Origin of the sequence: Maribacter spongiicola (genome assembly GCF_004364165.1) — a bacterium.
Lineage (GTDB): Bacteria > Bacteroidota > Bacteroidia > Flavobacteriales > Flavobacteriaceae > Maribacter > Maribacter spongiicola.
This window is the reverse complement of record NZ_SOAY01000010.1, coordinates 444,933-460,902: the sequence shown is the minus strand read 5'-3', so window position 1 is coordinate 460,902 and position 15,970 is coordinate 444,933. Positions and strand designations below refer to the sequence as shown.

At 32.0% G+C, this 15,970-nt stretch carries 15 protein-coding genes; 5 read left to right on the top strand and 10 right to left on the bottom strand.

The window, feature by feature from the left end:
- The 3 genes from CLV90_RS19170 to CLV90_RS02650 all read left to right on the top strand — a co-directional run.
- Window positions 1–1,028, top strand: a 1,028-nt coding sequence (locus CLV90_RS19170; protein WP_166638522.1) for a T9SS type A sorting domain-containing protein, incomplete at its 5' end; no start/stop codon positions are given.
- A gap of 2 nt (window positions 1,029–1,030) precedes the next feature.
- Window positions 1,031–1,705, top strand: a complete 675-nt coding sequence (locus CLV90_RS02655; RefSeq protein WP_133685971.1) for a hypothetical protein — start codon at window positions 1,031–1,033, stop codon at window positions 1,703–1,705.
- A 12-nt stretch (window positions 1,706–1,717) separates the two neighbouring features.
- Complete coding sequence (locus CLV90_RS02650) at window positions 1,718–2,836, top strand: hypothetical protein (RefSeq protein ID WP_243835249.1); 1,119 nt, start codon at window positions 1,718–1,720, stop codon at window positions 2,834–2,836.
- A 7-nt stretch (window positions 2,837–2,843) separates the two neighbouring features.
- On the opposite strand, the gene CLV90_RS02645 is transcribed toward CLV90_RS02650, so the two are convergent.
- From CLV90_RS02645 to hemH, 9 genes are all read right to left on the bottom strand, one after another.
- Entirely contained in the window at window positions 2,844–4,049 is a 1,206-nt protein-coding gene (locus CLV90_RS02645) for a CHASE2 domain-containing protein (RefSeq protein WP_133685970.1), read from the bottom strand.
- An 11-nt stretch (window positions 4,050–4,060) separates the two neighbouring features.
- Window positions 4,061–4,855: a hypothetical protein gene (locus CLV90_RS02640; protein ID WP_133685969.1), complete on the bottom strand. Its 795-nt coding sequence runs from the start codon at window positions 4,853–4,855 to the stop codon at window positions 4,061–4,063.
- Window positions 4,828–6,045 carry a CHASE2 domain-containing protein gene (locus CLV90_RS02635; RefSeq protein ID WP_133685968.1) on the bottom strand — a complete coding sequence of 406 codons (1,218 nt, stop codon included), beginning with the start codon at window positions 6,043–6,045 and terminating at the stop codon, window positions 4,828–4,830. Before CLV90_RS02635 ends, CLV90_RS02640 begins: the two co-directional genes overlap by 28 nt.
- 3 nt (window positions 6,046–6,048) lie before the next feature.
- Window positions 6,049–7,485, bottom strand: a complete 1,437-nt coding sequence (locus CLV90_RS02630; RefSeq protein WP_133685967.1) for a M48 family metalloprotease — start codon at window positions 7,483–7,485, stop codon at window positions 6,049–6,051.
- A gap of 5 nt (window positions 7,486–7,490) precedes the next feature.
- A complete protein-coding gene (locus tag CLV90_RS02625; protein WP_133685966.1) occupies window positions 7,491–7,982 on the bottom strand; it encodes a hypothetical protein in 492 nt (163 codons plus the stop codon).
- 2 nt (window positions 7,983–7,984) lie between these two features.
- Window positions 7,985–9,442: a C1 family peptidase gene (locus CLV90_RS02620; protein WP_133685965.1), complete on the bottom strand. Its 1,458-nt coding sequence runs from the start codon at window positions 9,440–9,442 to the stop codon at window positions 7,985–7,987.
- Window positions 9,443–9,592: 150 nt separating this feature from the next.
- On the bottom strand, window positions 9,593–10,972 hold the full coding sequence (locus tag CLV90_RS02615) for an MATE family efflux transporter (protein WP_133685964.1): 1,380 nt from the start codon (window positions 10,970–10,972) through the stop codon (window positions 9,593–9,595).
- Between the two features lie 41 nt (window positions 10,973–11,013).
- Window positions 11,014–11,787 carry a DUF3050 domain-containing protein gene (locus CLV90_RS02610; protein WP_133685963.1) on the bottom strand — a complete coding sequence of 258 codons (774 nt, stop codon included), beginning with the start codon at window positions 11,785–11,787 and terminating at the stop codon, window positions 11,014–11,016.
- 30 nt (window positions 11,788–11,817) lie between these two features.
- Window positions 11,818–12,861 (bottom strand): ferrochelatase, encoded by a 1,044-nt coding sequence (gene hemH, locus CLV90_RS02605; RefSeq protein WP_133685962.1) that lies wholly within the window; start codon window positions 12,859–12,861, stop codon window positions 11,818–11,820.
- Window positions 12,862–13,038: 177 nt separating this feature from the next.
- Between hemH and CLV90_RS02600 the strand changes: the two genes are divergently transcribed.
- Together CLV90_RS02600 and CLV90_RS02595 are read left to right on the top strand one after the other, a co-directional pair.
- Entirely contained in the window at window positions 13,039–14,109 is a 1,071-nt protein-coding gene (locus CLV90_RS02600; RefSeq protein ID WP_133685961.1) for a mechanosensitive ion channel family protein, read from the top strand.
- A gap of 9 nt (window positions 14,110–14,118) precedes the next feature.
- Window positions 14,119–14,958: an N-acetylmuramoyl-L-alanine amidase-like domain-containing protein gene (locus tag CLV90_RS02595; RefSeq protein ID WP_133685960.1), complete on the top strand. Its 840-nt coding sequence runs from the start codon at window positions 14,119–14,121 to the stop codon at window positions 14,956–14,958.
- A gap of 4 nt (window positions 14,959–14,962) precedes the next feature.
- On the opposite strand, the gene CLV90_RS02590 is transcribed toward CLV90_RS02595, so the two are convergent.
- Complete coding sequence (locus CLV90_RS02590; RefSeq protein ID WP_133685959.1) at window positions 14,963–15,853, bottom strand: helix-turn-helix transcriptional regulator; 891 nt, start codon at window positions 15,851–15,853, stop codon at window positions 14,963–14,965.
- Between the last annotated feature and the right edge of the window lie 117 nt (window positions 15,854–15,970).

Sequence of the window (15,970 nt, the reverse complement as noted above, 5' to 3'; positions counted from 1 at the left end):
CCGACAATTTTACAGTAGTACTCGGTTTGCAACCAGCTACCGACGTGGTTATCGACCTCGCTTCAAATAATACAGCAGAAGCCGTCACAACACCCACTTTCCTAACATTTACCAACGCAAACTGGAATATTCCACAGACCGTTACCGTCACTGGGCAGGATGATACCGTTTTAGATGGAACACAGAACTACCTGATTAACCTCTCCATTAACGATGCTGTAAGTGATGATGCGTATGATACCGTTGCAGACCAGACCGTAACGGGTACCAATACCGATGATGACAACCCAATTACAAGTCCAAACCTAAATCAAGAAGATATAAGTATCATAATAACAAATGCTACTTGCGCAGATGTTAATAATGGAGAAATTTTATTAGAAACTTCATCGGATTTTGTTTTTCGAGTTAGTTTAAATAGTGTAGGTCAAAATAACACAATTTCATTAAATACACCATTAAGAATAAGTCAATTATCGAAAGGAGCTTATACTGTATGTTTAACATTAGATGAATTTCCTAATTGGGAACAATGTTATAGCACATCTATTACAAATTTTGAAGATTTAATAGCGGAAGTTTTAGAAATAGACTCAACTAATCAATTTGCTCAAATTTCTTTACAAGGAAGCCTTTCCTATGAGGTTAATGTTAATGAAAATAATTATGACTATCAATTTTCTAGCACCTCTAAAAACACGGTAAAGGTACCTCTAGCTTCAGGTGAAAATACCATAATAATTAAAGGTGATTCTGATTGTCAAGGAATTTTTAGTCAAGAATTAATTGTAGGTGAAATTAAATATTATCCGAACCCTGTTAAAAGTGTAATATCAATTAACGGGATATCAGGAGAGAATGCGACCTATTCAATTTTCGATAGTAGTGGAAGCTTGGTTTTAAGTGATAATAGTAAGAATCAGGAATTTCTAATTCGTATCAACTTAGAAAGTCTAAGCAAAGGATGGTACTTTTTAATAATTACAAATGAAATTGGACAATATAATTTTAAAATTTTAAAAGAATAATAATGAAAAAATTAATTCTGATTTTAAAAATGTTCATCTTACTTATGATTTCATGCAAAGGTGAATTTAAAGAAACTGAAGAACAGGGCCAAGTAGATTTAACGTTTCCAGCAAATGCTCAAGTATGCCCTGATGGTGAACAAGTAGGCAATGATAAGATAGAACTAAAATTATTATGGGATTCTGATACAAATTTTTCTAAATATAGAATTACTATAGATAGGGATCCTAGTTTTAAAAGTACAAATAAATTAACTGGTTTAGTTAGCGCAAAAAAAGACACTATCATGAGATTAGATAGAGGAACCCTTTATTATTGGTTCGTTTCTGGCCTAAGAGGGAAAGAAGTTATTCCAAGTAAAGAGGTATGGTCATTTTATACTCTAGGAAATGCTACAAATAATCATATTCCTTATCCTGCAGAAATTCAAATTAACGCTTCGAATGAAAATATTACTATATCTTGGATAGGAAGAGATGAAGATAGTGATGATACTTTAATCTATGATGTCTTACTTTCTACAGAAAATCCTCCTTTAACTATAGTTTTAGAAAATTCTGAACTAACAGAGATAACAGAAAATTTTACGACCGGGGTAACTTACTATGTTCAGGTAATAACCAAAGATCAAGAAGGAAGTTCTTCAAGTTCACAAATTATAAGTTTTATTCCTTAAAATTAATTAAGGATGAAAATTTATAAAAAGTACATAAAACCATTATCGCTCTTGTTCTTAGTGTTTTATCAAACAGTGAAATCGCAAAATTTATTTAATAAAAAAACGATTTTAGAGTTAAAACTAGAATACAACAACAAACAAGTAAAAAAAAATACTGACAAAAAAAGCCTAGTATATTCAGATCTTATTTTTCAACAAGAATCTAATTGGGATACCATTCCTATTTTCTTAAACGCTCGTGGAAATTTCAGAAGAGCAAATTGTTATTTCCCACCTCTGAAACTGAATATTAAAAAATCATTTTCGAACAATACTCTTTTTGAAGGGCATAAAAAATTAAAAATTGTTCTTCCTTGCTTATTACAATGTAGAGCAAATGATGATGTTTTAAAAGAATATTTAGCATATAAAATATATGAACTTGTTTCAAACGAACATTTTAGAACCCGCTTAGCCAATATTGAATATTTAGATACTCGTGGAGAAAAGGCAGAAATTCACCCTTTAGCAGTCTTTGTACCTGAAAATTTACGTAAGGCAACTATTTACGAAGGTGAAGAAGCTTTTGCTGCTAAAAAACCTAAAACACATTTCTTAAAAGCAATTTTAATTGAGGATGATAAAGTAGTAGCCAAAAGAAACAATGCAAAAGTCTTAGACCGCTTTGTACACCCATTAAATCAGGCTGAAATACCCTCTATCACCAATGCTTTTTTTCAATTTATGATTGGTAACACCGATTTTTCCACCGCATATCAACATAATCAAAAATTAATTTTTCAAGCTGGCAGAACTATTCCTTTACCATACGACTTTGATATGTCTGGCTTTGTAAATTCTAGCTATGCTGTTGTGTCTAACATTCAAAATACAACATTAGATATTACTGATGTAAAGCAACGATTGTACAGAGGTTTTAAAAGAGATGAAGAACTATTGCAAAAGGTTAGACAGTCATTCATAGAAAAAGAATCTTCAATTCTTGAACTTTTTGAAGAACATCAATTATTATTTGAAGATAAAAAGACCTGTATTGAGGCAAAAAAATACATTCAAAGCTTTTTCATAATTCTAAAAAACGATACTAAATTCAAACAAGAGATAATAGCCAAATCACGAGAAAAATAAAGTAGGCTTAATTTAAATATGACTTAAATTTAGTTTTAGTGTTTAGCCAACGTACCAAGTGTTTATAGAATTTAATAAACCCGGCACTAAAGACCGTAACAACAATAATTGGAGTAGAATTTAAAACAATCCCTGCTTTGAACAGCAGTAAAGTTACCCAAACTAATAGTATAGTAAACACAAATAAAACTGTTTTTCTAACCGTTCGATAACTAATTTTTAGCTTTTTATTTAACCAAATAAAATAAATACTCGCTAAAAAACTAAATAGAAACGTAAGTATTAAAATCCAAAAGGTTTGTATTTTATGCATAAAACTATTTGAAATTATCATAGCAATAATATTTGCATGAATTACTACCCCAAACATATCGGGAATACTTTTACCCGATGTTATTGAATTTAATGGCGTAAAATGTTTGTCTTCTATATCATAGACATTACCTGTAGGAGCTCCTAAATAACCAAATAAAACGATTTTTTCTTTTACAATACTCTTATCATTAAGTGCCATAAAATCATCTATTGACATATTTAAAAAATGATTGAGATTACCTTGATAATTTATAACTCTAGAACCTTCTAATTTTTTATCTAATTTATATGTATCCCATAATCTCTCCGGTAAGTATTCTCTAGCCAGTATAACCGAAAAAGATTCGTGTTTCCCTTTAAAAACATATTTCTCACTATCAAAATCACGTATGACAGAGTTTTGGTTCTCGAAATTAAAATTTACAAACCCTGGTTTATTTTTAAAAGTAAAAAAAGGGTGGTTTGATATTAAGTTTTGTTCTGTAATAACTAATGAGTTTATAACCCTTTTATCGTTTAAATTAAAAGCTAGTAAAGTATCTTCAGCAGTCTTTTTAAAGTCTTTCAAAATAATATCAAAACCGACTACTTTAGGTTTAGCTTTTAACAGTTCTTTTAGAGCCACGCCTATTTCCTCACGACTTTTATGTTCAACATTTATGAGTACTATATTTGGATTTACTTTTTGGTTTTCATTTAAACGTTCGGAGTAGTATACATCTAAAAAACTAAAGTCTTGAAGTGCCTTAGTTAAAGGATTAAAAAAGGAAATATTTAAAAACAAAAAAGACAATAAATAACATACTATTAAAGACAGTATCGTATTTATCAATCCATCCCTGAACAATATCCATTTCCTTAACTTCTTTTTCTTTTTCCTTTTTTTATTTTTTGCCATTAATAGAAGTATTAGTTCTCACAGAATTTATAATCTAAACAAATGGCAGTCTTTATATCCTCATCAGAAAAACCCAGTAACTGCAATGCAAGCGTTAATGTCTCCATTTCTTTTTTTAAAGCCAAATAAGAATCTTTATTCAAAAGCTCAAAGTTGTTAAACTTAACTTCACTAAAATTAGGGTATGGTTCTTTAGTAACAGCCCACTTATAGTCACGACCATTTTTCAAAATAAAATTATCTCTATATAACTTAATCTCATTTCCAGTAAGACCTATTTTAAAAATATGGTTTGTTTCAACTTCTTGTAAATGAAAATACACCTTGGTGCTATCTGTATTATTTTTCCATTTAAAGAATATTTCAGGCACATATTTTTTAATACTATCCTTTGGTGATAACAATTTGATATTGCGGTCTTCCCTATAAACTACTCCTGGTCGCTGCCTTGTTTTTTGTTGATTTGTAAATTGTTTCCACACATAAGAAAAATATTTCTTTGTAAACGAATCTGCTTCCTCTTGCTTCTTATAATTTTTTAAAGAATTATAAGCATATGAATTTGCTTGTTTTAGCTCAAATAGCTCCCCTACCTCATTGATTAAAAATACAGTGTCCTTTTTATGTAGTAACAGGACATCAGAAGTACCAATTACACTACCCCGTAAAACCGGAGCATCTATATTTAAAAATGGTTTTCCCGATTTTTTAAATACATAATAACTATTCTGTGCCATGCAAATATTAAATCCTAAAAAGAATAAAAGAATGCAGGTTACTAATTGTGATAAAAAAATCCTTCCCATTTAAACCTTTTAAATAAATAATGTGCTAGTTTTTTATAATACCCTATTAAACCCATACTAAAAACAACTACTGCTGTTATGGAGGTTATTTTAAATAAAATTCCCTTCTTAAAGAACAGCAACGATATCCATATAAATAAAGTGGCAAACATTAATTGAACTAAATTTAGCCTTAATACGTAGCTAGCCAACATTTTCTTACTTATGTAAATGAAATAAGCTAAAGATATAAACGTAAGCATAACAGTCAATATAGTCAAAACCCAATTGGGCACAACTTGTATATATGTATTACTGATAAGCATTTGCACAATATTCGCATGTATTACAAGACCGAAAGCATCTGGAGGAGACTTACCTACAAATTTTGCATTCATTGGTGTGTAATGTTTGTCTTCTATATCAAATGTGTAGGTCATTTCATTTCCTAAATATCCTACCAGAACAATTTTGTCTTGTATAAATGGAATTAACCTTTCTCCAATTATATCTTTACTTTCCAATATTAAAAACTCTTCTCTTTTTCCAGAATAATTTATAGGTCTCTCCTTTTCAAAATAACTCTCTTTTTCTATAAACCAATTATTACCCTTATATTTTTTAGCAACCATAACAGGAAAAGAAACCAATGTTTTGGTATCTGATTTTTTAACGCCTTGAAAATCCCTAATTACGACAGCATCCGTATCAAAATTAAAATTAGCATACCCTTTATTATTATTAATTGTATGAATAGAACTATCTGTATAAACTTCACTTTTATTAACTATGGAATACGCAAAGATTAAAGACTCATCATCTAATTTACTGGCTAAATAATTATCCCAAATTGGATCCTCAGTTTCTTTAAAAATTACGTCTAAACCTATAACCTTTGGTCCAGATTTTTTGAGGGCATCTATAACCTCCGCAATTTGCTTTCTATTAAGTCTATCAATATTAACTAATATTATATCGTCATTTAATGCAAAATGATCTTCATTTAGTCTTTCGGAATAGTATAAATCCAAATAACTGAAATCTTTAAAGGCATTTTTAAAGGGACTAAAAAAACTTAAATTAAGTCCAATGAGTAATACAATACCTAACACTATAAATGAAAAAAGCATGCAAAAGAAAGTTTCTTTCAAAAGTGGTATCTGTTGCCAAATTTTTGACTTAATTAAAGGACGGGTGGCTAATTTATACAAACCTTAGTTTAGATTGACGTTAAAAAGCGCTTCATCAATTTTAGGATTCAATAAAATTTCCGATATTACACGCGTCTGACTAATTAATTTAGGAGTTTGCCCATCCTTGGTAATCTTTGTGTTGGTTTTAAATTCATGTGGAAACAAATAGTTATTTACCATGCTATAATTCTTTACGGAGGTTTCAGTTTCTAAAATAATAGTTGATAATATTTTTTGCTTTTTTAATTTTCTCTCAATTGTTTTATTGGAAATAAAATAAAGTAACCCTGAGTCTACATTATAATAATATTTTTCATTTGTTAAAATTTCAACAGTTTTACTTGACTTTGAATTTTCAATTAGTTTAGAGTTTATCTCTAATTCAAAACAAGGAATTCCATCTATTGTTCTTATAGTATTAAAACTAATAGTATCGCTATGCTTCACTTTCACTAATTCTTGAATTAAATTAGCAAAAGGTGATTTAATATTTGGAAGAATCTCTATTTTAGAATGATTCACATATGGACTGTTCATGTAAGGGTATATACCTTGTTCCCATTTAGACTTTTGAGCCTTACTTTTTTTATAAAAGTTTGTATTATTCTTAATTAAGTATTGAGTTCCGTCGGTTAAGCTAGTTTTTAAAAAGCCTTTACTTCCTACACCTATACATTTGAAAGTTCCATATCCGTAAATAATATCAATGAATTCCTTTCCAATATTTTTTGCGTCAATTTCCTCATCCAAAATAAGTTGCTCAGTATAACTGTAAGTATGAATTTTAGTATTACTACTAAACCCTACTGATTTTATGAATTTATCCTGAACCTGACCAGCAGTTATTTCTTCTTCTTTAGTAAACTTATCTAAACCTTTTTGTCCACTTCTCCAGCCTCTTTCAATACTAGCTAGACGCTCATTTTTTGGCGGATGAGTTTTACTACGAGTCTTAGGATCTTTCAATGTTTGTATTGCACTTTGTGCATCTAATAAACTGGCGCCCATTTTTCTTAGAACAAATCCAGACCAATTATCTGCTAATAATTCATATTCATATTTGCTACCATCATTATTTAAAGAATGATTATTTAAATGGTGACCTATTTCATGCGCTAAAATAGATATCGCAGCCCACTTATTTTTAGCTGAAAAATTAATATTATCAAAAAACTTTGGGTCATAAACCACATATCTTCTTACTCTACCGTCATCACCTGTTTTCATTTTGGCAACCGCATTGTTTTTATATTCAGAACTAGCTTGTAAAACAAAATTCTGAGGTAATCCAATCTGTGCAACAATGTCTTTTGCCGCCTTCTCGATTTCTAAATTCTGCCTATTTATTTCAATGGTTTTTGTGCCTCCCGTATCTTCAACCACCACATCTTGGTAACTTTGAGAAAATGAGAAATTAACGTATAATATCACTAAATAAAACAACAAAAGTCTATGCATCTATTCTATAGTTTTTTCATGAATTCTGACATCTCTCTAGTAAGATGTACTATTTTCTGTCCTTCTAAATTAATAAACCCTATTCTTTCAAAATTACTGTCAATTAATAAGGTAAGTCTTCCTGTATCACTTTTTAATAAATACTGTTTTTTAGGTTCGAAGTTTTTATCCTTTGGTAACGAATTCCAGTCATAAGAAGCATCGCTTTTTAAGCGTATTAATAGCTTATTCCTTTTAGATTGACTAAGAGTATCACTTAGAAATAGCTTATTAGAATACTCATCTTTTGTGCCTTCTATTAATTGTTGTTTTATGTCATAGGCAATAATCATATTCGTATTTAAAAGAGTATTGAAATTTTTATCTTCAAGTACTGACGATATGTAATCACTTTCAATTTTTGCTTCAACCTGTCCAGCTCCCTTTTTTAGCTTTTTCTGGCAATTACAGGAGATAATAAACAAAAAACTGATAATAATTACTTTAAATTTTGGCATATTTAAGACCTTTTAATATCTAAAATCATCATGGCCATAGAACCTTTTTCAAACTCCGCTTTAAATCCCATCTTTTCCTCATTCATTTCTATATTGTCTTTAGAAATTAGCTTATCATTAAAAATAAGGTAGAGTTTGTCTAGCATTTCTCCATCCATATCCTCCATTTGTTTTTTAACAGCTGCTAAGTCTATTTTGTCTAATGAGAAGATAACAATAGTAAAATCTGAATCAACTTCCTTATTAAGACGAAAAAATTGCCTTTTTCCAGATTTTAATGAGGGAATGATAACTTCCTCTTTATTAGAATTTATATAAGGACTTATACCATCCTTAATACCATTCTCATCAGGAAATAATAATGACCCCTCATTATCAGAATCCCAACCTAATACATAAACGTAAGCAGGTTGGTCTACTTTAGTATTAATCCTATACCAAGTCTCAATTGGATAACTCTCTTTAGTGGAATAGTCTCCAATACTTTCCTCATCCTCCTCCACAACAACATCTTGAAAACCAAATACAGAACCTTCATAAGTACCGGTTCCTTTACTAACTTCCATTAAACTACCATCTTTTAATATTAATTCAAGTTCTCCTGCAAGCATCTTTTTCTCTGCAGGCTTGGCTGTAAACGGAATCATTTCAAAAGCATAACGTGTATAATTTGGAAAATCACTATATCTAATCCACATATATCCATTATTTCCCCAAGAAGGACCCCAACTATTAATTACCTCAAAAGAACCGCCGTACTTGTCATCATCGAACCCAACAACACACATAGCATGACCACCATCTGAGCCTAAATTATCTGGCTCAAAAACATTTTTAGCACTAAAAAATGAATCTTCCACCATAAAACCAATGATAACAGGATTACCATTAATCAAAGATCGCTTTACATTATCAACTTTTTCTGCTTCTGGCTCATCAGCCCCAAAAAGTCTTGTAAAATCTTTAATTTTATGTTTTTCAGCTAATTTTAATAAATCATCAGAAATATCAGTTTCGCACATGACATTAAAATCCTTATAATATGGCACACCTTTTTCTACCATAGTTTCCATCGCTTTTCCTATAAAAGCACCTCCCTGACAATTATAATCGCCTTCTACATTTGCATTTAAATACGTAAAAACTGGTGAAAATGAATTTTCGTTAATTTTAACTGAGTCCAATTCATTATTTAATCTCGCATTAATTATTGTTCGACCATAATAAGCACTTGCCCAACCAACACAAGTTCCATAAGTACCTTGGTTTTTAATCATAGGCGCAAATTGTTTTATCGATGCATTAGTTGTTTCGGTTACAACATCTTGAAAAGCGACATTCTGTGCTTTTATTGGAGTTTTCATATAAGCGTCATCATCAAATAACAACCCTGTTCTTGGTTTGTCTTGACTGATTGCTACGTAACTTACTAGAATTGAAATAAAAAGAAGTATTCTCATATTTTTAAGTTGTTGTGTTCAATGAACAATTTAACATTTTATATGAAAACCTAACATACCTAATACTAGGTATTTATCAAAAAAATAAGGAAATAACCTAATTAAACGATAATAAAGCAACTAAACATAATAAAAATCCAAATCTAAGGGTTAAATCACCAACGTTTTATTGATCTCTTTTCTCAAGTAATAGCCAGTAACAATGGTCGCAAGTACATCTGCAATGGGGAAGGAAATCCACACGCCTAATTCGCCAAGGTAATTAGGTAGTATTAAAATTAAAGGAATAAAGAAAAAGCCTTGTCGACATAAGGTCAATAACAATGCTGGTACAGCTTTACCTATTGCTTGAAAGTAAGCGGCACCAATAAGCTGAAGTGCAATAATGGGAGTAGCAGCAAATACCCAACGCATGGCAGATGGTGTATTCTCTAAAACAAAAGCATTAGTGGCAAGTTCCAATGCACTCATGTCTGGCTTATTACTCAAAAAGAGTCCTGCTATTTCTGCCGGAAAAATCATGAGTCCCGCGAAAACAATCGTCGCCAAAATTGCAGCAAATTTTATAGCGGTATATATAGACTCCTTTACCCTATGATATTTTTGGGCACCGTAATTAAAACCTGCAATTGGCAAGAAGCCTTGCGTAACGCCGAATACAGGAAAAAGGGCAAACATCAACATCCTACCAATTATGGCATATACGGCCACCATAGCTTCGCCTCCTAAATCAAAAAGAATATTGTTCATCAGTAAATAAATGATACTTACTACCGCCTGACGAGATAGTGTTACTACACCTAGCGAGCTAATTTCTTTTATAATCGAAAAGTCTATTCTGAAATACTGGGCACTCAGTTTTAATTCAGAATTTTTAGACCGAAAAAAGTATAAGATATAACTAAAACAAAGAAAATAACTGATTGTAGTTGCCCAGGCAGCACCTGCCATTCCATAGTCTAAAACGTTGATCAGCACATAATCTAAAACCAGATTACCAATTGACGGAATAATCATCGCTATCATAGCAAACTTAGGCTTGCCTTCTGCTCTAATTACCGTATTACCCATCATATTAAGTGCCAAAAACGGCACACCATACAAAACGATAACATAGTAGATTTTAGCGAGCTCGAATATAGAGCCTTTTCCACCAAAAGCTGGTATTAGAGTATCTACGAAAGTTAACCCCACTGCCACCATAATGACAGTAATCAATATGGTAAATGAAATTTGATTACCAAATGTCCGCAGTGCTTTTTCTTTAGTATTAGCTCCTAAAGCACGAGAAATAATACTCGCACCACCAATACCGATTGCCATACCTAAAGCACCAATAAAAAAGGAAATGGGCAGCACAACATTAATTGCGGCAATGGCAATAGAACCGATCCAATTACCCACAAAAATAGAATCTACCAGAACATTCAAAGACATTACCAGTATGCCTATACTAGCAGGTAGCGCTTGTTTTATAAGCAAACTCGAAATTGATTCCGTGCCCAGTTGTTCTGCGGAAACGTTTGCCATTAGTGTGGTTTTGAATTAGTATACCATCTTAGATGATAATGTTAAACTGTAATTTCTTTATTTTGCTGAATTGCCTTTGCAATATGGTCCCATAGGTTAATGCGCTGTTGCAATGCTTTTTCCGAGCATTCCAAAACTTCATGCCATTTAGAATCACTTTCTCCGCACAATTCTTGTATCATTTTCAGCGAAAGCGGACCGTGTTCATCCCCATCCAATTCAATATGCCTTCTTAAATAATATTCCAATTTAGGGTATGCATCTTCCCCAGCCTGTTCTACAATTTTCAAGAACATATCTGGTATTAAATCTTCCCTGCCAAAAGTAAATGCAGCAGCAATTTTATGAGGCTCTTGTGTTTGTATCGTTTCAAAAGTGAATGTTAAGAAGGACCTTACAGCTTCGTTCAAATCAGAATTTTCAATAGTTTGTAAAACACTATCCAAATCACCAATTCCGTTCAAAAACTTCTTTATTTTACTAGTATCTGCACCAACTTCGACCATGGCATCTAAATACATTTCGTAATGACTTTTTAAAACTCCGAGCTCATTAACATCTGTTTCTTCTTCCAAAACAATCTCATTAATAAACCGAGCGGTATTTGTGTTCTTCACCGGCTTCCAAGGCAATGAAGTAGAAGTTAAGTTAATCTGCAGGGCTTTTAAAAGCGACATAAAATCCCATACGGCATACACATGACTTTCCATGAATATTTGAATATCAGATACTGATTTCAGTTCCGAATAAAGTGCATGATTTCTTAATTTCTCTCTTAACGGTTGTAATATAATTTCTATTTCTTCGATTTTCATAGCAGTGATTTTCTAAGAATTTTGATATTATTAGGTACTAGGTACTACATCTAGTTTATCTGTAGCATGCCAATCATTGACCCACTTCGCCATTACGTTTACCCAAGTGTCGTTATCGTTCATACATGGAATATGCTTGTATTCTTCACCACCGGCTTCCATAAACTGCTCTTTACCTTCCATTGCAATTTCTTCCAATGTTTCTAAACAATCACTTACAAATGCAGGGGTAATAACAGCCAACTTTTTCTTGCCTTCTTTAGCTAGCCTTTCAAACTCATAATCAGTATACGGTTTTAACCATGGATCACCTGCCAAACGCGATTGAAACGAAGAACTCACTTGCTCTTCTTTTAATCCTAAATACGCCTTAACCATTTCGGTAGTATCATATACTTGATGTCTGTAACATGTATTATGCGCAACAGAATTTACTTTACAACAAGTGCCGTCAATTTTACAATGAAAACTGGTAGGATCACTTTTACGAATATGACGCTCAGGAATACCGTGGTATGAAAATAGAATATGATCATAATCAAAACCTTCTAATCCGTCTTTTATACTTTCCGAAAGTGCTTTAATAAACTCCGGATGCTTATAAAAAGCAGGTAACGTCGTTATTTTCATTTCAGGAAAGCCTGCTTTTTGCTCTTCCAACACTTTTACAACTACCGTCTCAAAACTAGACATCGCATAATGTGGATATAACGGAACTAAAAGTACATCGTCAACACCTTTATCTTTTAACTCTTGCATTGCCTTTTTAATAGACATGGTGCCGTAACGCATACCTAAAGCCACTGGCATTTCGGTCTGTGTTTTCAATTTATTGGAGAAACGCTCAGAGATAACAATTAACGGAGAACCTTCTTCCCACCAAATTTTAGCATACGCCTTCGCAGATTTCTTTGGTCTAGTCTGCAAAATTATTCCTCTTACTAGAATAGTTCTTAACCATTTAGGAGCATCAATTACACGCTCATCCATTAAAAATTCATCTAAATAGGGCTTAACATCTTTTGCGGTAGGACTCTCTGGCGAACCCAAATTGACCAATAATACTCCTTTCATAGCGTATGTGTTTGTTATTCGATTGCAAAAATAACACATGCAAATCGATGATAATTTAATTTCGGGCAATAGTTTTTCTATACTCTCATAAAGCAATCTAATAACTAGTCAATAAATTTTTAGTCCTATTAAATTTTAGTAAGTTGTATTTAATTAAAAACCACTAAACATTTGAAAATGAATACATTTTTTGATACTATACCTAGAAGTGAACTTTATTTATTTTTAGTATCTATTGCAGCCATTCTTTTCGCTTATTGGTTAATATCCTATTTTCTTCGAAAATTTGGTAAAGATCCTAAATACCTCTTGCCCGAAGGTACTTTTAGAAAACTAAGTTGGCCTATCTTTTTTATTTTCATATCAATACTCATTCGTTCAGAAGCGCTACGAAAATTATTGCATTTAAACGAACATGAATATTTCTTCAAAAAAACAAGCACCATTTTATTTATTTTCTCGGTTACTTGGCTACTGTTAAATCTTTTAAAAATCATTAAAAAAATTATCGTTAGTAACTATGATGTTCATGTAGAAAATAATTTAAGAGCCCGTAAAATCTACACCCAGTTCAATATTTTAGAACGCATTTTTATGTTCACTATTATTTTATTGGCAATTGGGGCAGTTTTAATGAGTTTTGAAAGTATACGAGAATTAGGCGTAAGTATCTTTGCCTCGGCCGGTGTTGCTGGAATTATTATTGGTTTCTCAGCTCAAAAAATGATTGGTACCGTATTGGCAGGTATTCAAATTGCCATTGCGCAACCTATTAAAATAGACGATGTTGTTATCGTTGAAGGAGAATGGGGCCGCATTGAAGAAATTACATTGACCTATGTTGTGGTGAAAATTTGGGATAAAAGAAGACTGATTGTACCTACGCCCTACTTTATTGAAAAACCTTTTCAAAACTGGACCAAAACATCATCTGATATTCTAGGAACCGTGTTTTTATATACCGATTACAATGTCTCTTTTGATGCACTACGAGAAGAGTTGACCAAAATACTAGAAAGCACAGACCTTTGGGATAAAGAGGTTAATGTACTACAAGTAACGGAGAGCAAGCAAAACAGTGTAGAAATAAGAGCATTAATGAGCGCGAAAGATTCACCAACAGCTTGGGATTTACGTGTGCTTGTTCGCGAAAAACTAATTACATTCTTACAGCAAAATTACCCAGAAAGCATTGCGAGGAATAGAGTTCTGTTGGAAAAATCTACTGATGAGAAGAACAATACCTAATTTAGCTTTATGAAACATACATTTCTATTTCTTTTTCTCTTTGGATGCATTACAGTTCAAGCCCAACAAATCACCTGTTCTCCAAAAGACAAGAGCGCTGTTGAGAGTAAACTAGTTGAAATAGTCGGCATGTATAATGGTGATATCGGGGAAACTATGGTGAGCGTTGGTAAAACGTTTATGAAGACTCCATATGTTGCTAAAACATTAGAAATTGGTGATACCGAAACATTGGTCGTAAATCTTCAAGGGTTAGATTGTACCACATTTGTTGAAAATGTATTGGACCTTTCTAAACTTTTAAGAGAAAATGACCTTTCATTTGATGCTTTCGTTAAAAACCTAGAGGTAATTAGATATAAAGACGGTAAACTAAATGGTTACGCATCGCGATTACATTACTTTTCTGAGTGGATTGCGAACAATGCAGAGAAAGGACTTCTTAAAGATATTACCGGTGAAATTGGTGGTACAGAAATTACAAAAGATATTGATTTCATGAGTACTCATAGAGATTTGTATCCTTTTCTTTCCGATGATGCTAATTTCTCAAAAATTAAAGCTTCTGAAAACTATTTAAACAATCAGGCTATTTGTGTACTTGCTCAAGATAAGATTGCCGAAAACGAACATTTAATCCAATCTGGAGACATCATAGCATTGGCCACTTCTATAAACGGATTAGATGTTACCCATACCGGTATCGCTACACGAGAAAAAGATGGTAGAATCCATTTACTACATGCTTCGACCGGATCAATGGAAGTTGAAATTTCTAAAAAACCGCTCGCAGAATATTTAAAAGGCATAAAGAGCAACACAGGTATAATGGTTGCAAGACCATTATAATTTTCTAACTACCTGCTAACGCCAAAAGGTATTTTTTAGGTGTGGTATTATACTTCTTCTTAAAAGCCGCAATAAAATGACTAGAGGTACTATACCCTACTTTGAGTCCAATTTCATTGACATTATACTGACCGGTTTCTAAAAGACGCTTAGCATATTCCATTTTATGGTCAAATAAAAAGCTATAGACCGAATCGCCATAAATTTGCTTAAAACCTTCTTTCAGGCGTTTTAAACTCAGGCCTATTTCTCTTGATAAATCAGCCAATGTTGGCGGCTCTGCCATATTCGCCAAAATAATTTCCTTAGCTTTTTTAATCTTTTTTACATTTTCCTCATCTGCTAAATACGGGCATTGTTCAATATCTGCATTCGGACTCCTATTAAAATACAAGGCTATTAATTCGTAAATTTTACCTTTTACATAAAGAGATTTTATAGAGGGATGTAGATTATAGTTCACGATCTGACTCAAAATAACTGCTATTGAAGGTGAAAACGGTTCTTGAGAATAATACTTCTTTTCTTTATTATCTGAACTTAAAAACGGAATATAATCTGCTTCTGCAGTAAATAAGGAATGAAACTTTCTTAAGGTCATTACTACAGACACTAAAGAAGATTTTGGATCTAACTTTAAATTCAACGGTAGGTCTAACTGCGTATTATACAGCAACAAAGAATTCTCTTCGCGAACATCTAAACTATAATTGCCTTGATTGAAGTTATACGTACCACTTCCCTTTAAACAAAAGTGAAATTGGATAAATCGTTTATTAATTTCGCGGGTATAGTGTACTGCTACATCTTCTTCATTCTGAAATTTAAGCACATAAAATCCGTCTTCAATTAAAACTTCGTCGTACGACCCTTGAGCGTTACTTTCTATCTCCATATTCTTAAATTATTTTTATATCTATTTAGAAAGCATCTAAATAAAATAGGCTTAATTCGTTGAAACCATCATAAAATTATGGTTAATAAACTGATATTTATCATATTTTGACCAAAA

Coding starts and splice junctions, on each gene's coding strand:
- CLV90_RS02655 (WP_133685971.1), top strand. CDS start 1,031: ATGAAAAAATTAATTCTGATTTTAAAAATGTTCATCTTACTTATGATT.
- CLV90_RS02650 (WP_243835249.1), top strand. CDS start 1,718: ATGAAAATTTATAAAAAGTACATAAAACCATTATCGCTCTTGTTCTTA.
- CLV90_RS02645 (WP_133685970.1), bottom strand. CDS start 4,049: ATGGCAAAAAATAAAAAAAGGAAAAAGAAAAAGAAGTTAAGGAAATGG.
- CLV90_RS02640 (WP_133685969.1), bottom strand. CDS start 4,855: ATGGGAAGGATTTTTTTATCACAATTAGTAACCTGCATTCTTTTATTC.
- CLV90_RS02630 (WP_133685967.1), bottom strand. CDS start 7,485: ATGCATAGACTTTTGTTGTTTTATTTAGTGATATTATACGTTAATTTC.
- CLV90_RS02625 (WP_133685966.1), bottom strand. CDS start 7,982: ATGCCAAAATTTAAAGTAATTATTATCAGTTTTTTGTTTATTATCTCC.
- CLV90_RS02620 (WP_133685965.1), bottom strand. CDS start 9,442: ATGAGAATACTTCTTTTTATTTCAATTCTAGTAAGTTACGTAGCAATC.
- CLV90_RS02615 (WP_133685964.1), bottom strand. CDS start 10,972: ATGGCAAACGTTTCCGCAGAACAACTGGGCACGGAATCAATTTCGAGT.
- CLV90_RS02610 (WP_133685963.1), bottom strand. CDS start 11,787: ATGAAAATCGAAGAAATAGAAATTATATTACAACCGTTAAGAGAGAAA.
- hemH (WP_133685962.1), bottom strand. CDS start 12,861: ATGAAAGGAGTATTATTGGTCAATTTGGGTTCGCCAGAGAGTCCTACC.
- CLV90_RS02600 (WP_133685961.1), top strand. CDS start 13,039: ATGAATACATTTTTTGATACTATACCTAGAAGTGAACTTTATTTATTT.
- CLV90_RS02595 (WP_133685960.1), top strand. CDS start 14,119: ATGAAACATACATTTCTATTTCTTTTTCTCTTTGGATGCATTACAGTT.
- CLV90_RS02590 (WP_133685959.1), bottom strand. CDS start 15,853: ATGGAGATAGAAAGTAACGCTCAAGGGTCGTACGACGAAGTTTTAATT.